The sequence below is a fragment of the Nitrospira sp. BLG_2 genome (genome assembly GCF_049222245.1).
This window is the reverse complement of sequence record NZ_JBLYIG010000189.1, coordinates 1-2,247: the sequence shown is the minus strand read 5'-3', so window position 1 is coordinate 2,247 and position 2,247 is coordinate 1. Positions and strand designations below refer to the sequence as shown.

At 54.7% G+C, this 2,247-nt stretch carries 4 protein-coding genes; all 4 read left to right on the top strand.

Annotation, left to right across the window (positions count from 1 at the left end):
• On the top strand, positions 1-408 hold a 408-nt coding region (locus tag ACOSYY_RS05215), incomplete at its 5' end, for a Rossmann-fold NAD(P)-binding domain-containing protein (RefSeq protein WP_526023283.1).
• A gap of 77 nt (positions 409-485) precedes the next feature.
• Entirely contained in the window at positions 486-1,295 is an 810-nt protein-coding gene (locus tag ACOSYY_RS05210; protein WP_421661208.1) for a carotenoid biosynthesis protein, read from the top strand.
• 100 nt (positions 1,296-1,395) lie between these two features.
• Complete coding sequence (locus ACOSYY_RS05205) at positions 1,396-1,737, top strand: S1 domain-containing protein (protein WP_421661207.1); 342 nt, start codon at positions 1,396-1,398, stop codon at positions 1,735-1,737.
• A 30-nt stretch (positions 1,738-1,767) separates the two neighbouring features.
• On the top strand, positions 1,768-2,124 hold the full coding sequence (locus ACOSYY_RS05200; protein ID WP_421661206.1) for a phage holin family protein: 357 nt from the start codon (positions 1,768-1,770) through the stop codon (positions 2,122-2,124).
• Positions 2,125-2,247: the final 123 nt, after the last annotated feature.

Here is a 2,247-nt window from a genome sequence, read left to right as displayed (position 1 = left end):
ATGTCGGCCTACATTGAAACCGGCATGAACATCATCGATGTGGATGACGTGGCCACCGGCCATCTGCTCGCCATGGAGAAAGGCCGACAGGGTGAGCGGTATATCCTCGGTTCAAGAAACCTGTCGCTTCGTGAAGTATTTGAAATTCTCAGTACGTTGACAGGGCTCAAGGCTCCCGCGCTTAAATTGCCACGGGCCGCCGTGTTACCCTTCGCCTATCTCAATCACTGGTTCGCTAATTTTACGGGCCATCCCCCTCGCATTCCGCTGGAAGGCGTGAAGATGGCCAAGTATAAGATGCACTATGATTGCAGCAAGGCGATCCGAGAACTCGGCCTACCACAAAATCCCCCCGAAGTGGCGCTGGAGAAAGCCGTGCGGTGGTTTCGCGACCATAAGTACGCATGAGAGCCTTCAGGTCCGGTTATCAACCATGAGTGCTTAGCTCTTCGTTATTCACGCTGAGACTCACGACTCAACAGGTGATGGACATCTTCGATCTCTTTATCAAGACGATCATTCTCCGCCCCTATGTGTTCATTTTTCTTGCCGCGTTTCTCTTCTCCGCCGTCCAATTGCTCGGCTGGCCACGAACCTGGCGCTTCTGGCTGATCAGCTGGGCGACCGCGTTTGCCTGCGAATTTTCGTCCACTCGGACCGGCATTCCGTTCGGCTGGTACTTCTACAACGGCTCGACGGTCGGTCAGGAGCTCTATTTCTCCAACGTTCCATTCATGGATTCCATTTCCTTCAGTTTCCTCCTCTTCGCTTCCTACTGTGTGGCGCTCGCATTATTACTGCCGTTTGATTCCTCTCCGAGCGTCGAGCGTGGCTCCCTCAGGCCGTTGCAATTCGACGTGGAAACCCGCACGAGTTGGACCGTCTTCGCGCTGACTGCGTTTCTTTTTTCCTTTATCGATATGGTGATCGATCCGGTGGCCCTCCGTGGCGACCGTTGGTTCTTGGGCAAGATCTATTACTATCCCGACCCGGGTTGGCATTTTGGTGTCCCGCTCGCGAACTATATAGGCTGGGCCGTGGTCGGACTGCTTTCGCTCACGATTTATTTCCCGTTGGACCGGCGGCTCCCTTCCCTCTCACCGTCTCCGCCTGTTACACAACGGCTGTTGCTCGGTGTCGGCCTGTACTATGGAGTCTTGGCTTTTAACCTCGGCATGACTTTCTGGATCGGCGAATCGTTCATGGGAATGAGCGGCATGGTGATGCACTTGCCCATATTGATCATCTTGATCGCTCGTTTCTCGAATGTTCGGCGGCTCGGTCTCGCGCAATGACCCGATGGCAATCACGCTGAAGAATTTGTATAGTGAAGTCGTGATATGCTGGCCGGCCGCACGTGGACAAACACGGGGACGCCACTCCCTCGATGTCTTTATGCGAACGCACTCTGATGCCTTGAGACCAGGCTTCGCGGTTCTCCTTCTCTCGCTTTTGTCGATCACCACCATGGCTGCCGGCGCTGATTTTCACGTGCTTGGCATCGTGATGGTCATCGACACGAAACACATCGAAGTCAAGACGTCCAAGGGGTCGATTGTATCAGTCCTGCTCAATAAACAAGTGAAGTTCAAAAACAAAAGCAACCCAAAATCGAACGATCCACCGGTCGTGGGCGACCGTGTCATTATTGAGGCGTCGAAAGACGACAAGACCAAGAAGGTGTCCGCGACAGTCGTTCATTATTCACCCGTAATGACTGCGTCACCACCTCAATAGCCGATGCCGACGATTCGTTTTGAAAGGGCCGTGCGCGAATCACCGTTCCACGGAGGGGTGCGCCGTGCACTCACGCGTGTCCTCATCACCGGGATTGCGGTATTCCTGGCAATCTCGATTGTCCCCGGCCTGGAGGCCGACAGCCTGGCTACCGGTATTGCAGCGGTCCTGGTTCTCACCTTCCTAAACGTGATCCTTCGGCCTATTCTCTTTCTGCTCACCTTGCCGTTGATCGTCTTTACGCTCGGACTCTTCCTCGTGGTTTTGAACGCGCTACTGTTGCCATTCACGGCGTTCCTGTTGAAAGGGTTCACTGTCTCCGGATTCTGGCCCGCCGTCGGCGGTGCGCTAATCATCAGTTTAGTCACGACCATCCTTAACAGCTAGACCGTCGACCGCCGCCCTCTCCCGGATCTCCCGGACGAACCTCGCCGTCCACCCAAAATCATCAATCCGGATTGAAACTCGCGCTCGGCAAATCCGACGTCTTCTCTCATTCCGTCATGGAAT

Excerpts from the sequence above, each read along its gene's own strand:
- ACOSYY_RS05210 (WP_421661208.1), top strand. The coding sequence starts at position 486 with ATGGACATCTTCGATCTCTTTATCAAGACGATCATTCTCCGCCCCTAT.
- ACOSYY_RS05205 (WP_421661207.1), top strand. The coding sequence starts at position 1,396 with ATGCGAACGCACTCTGATGCCTTGAGACCAGGCTTCGCGGTTCTCCTT.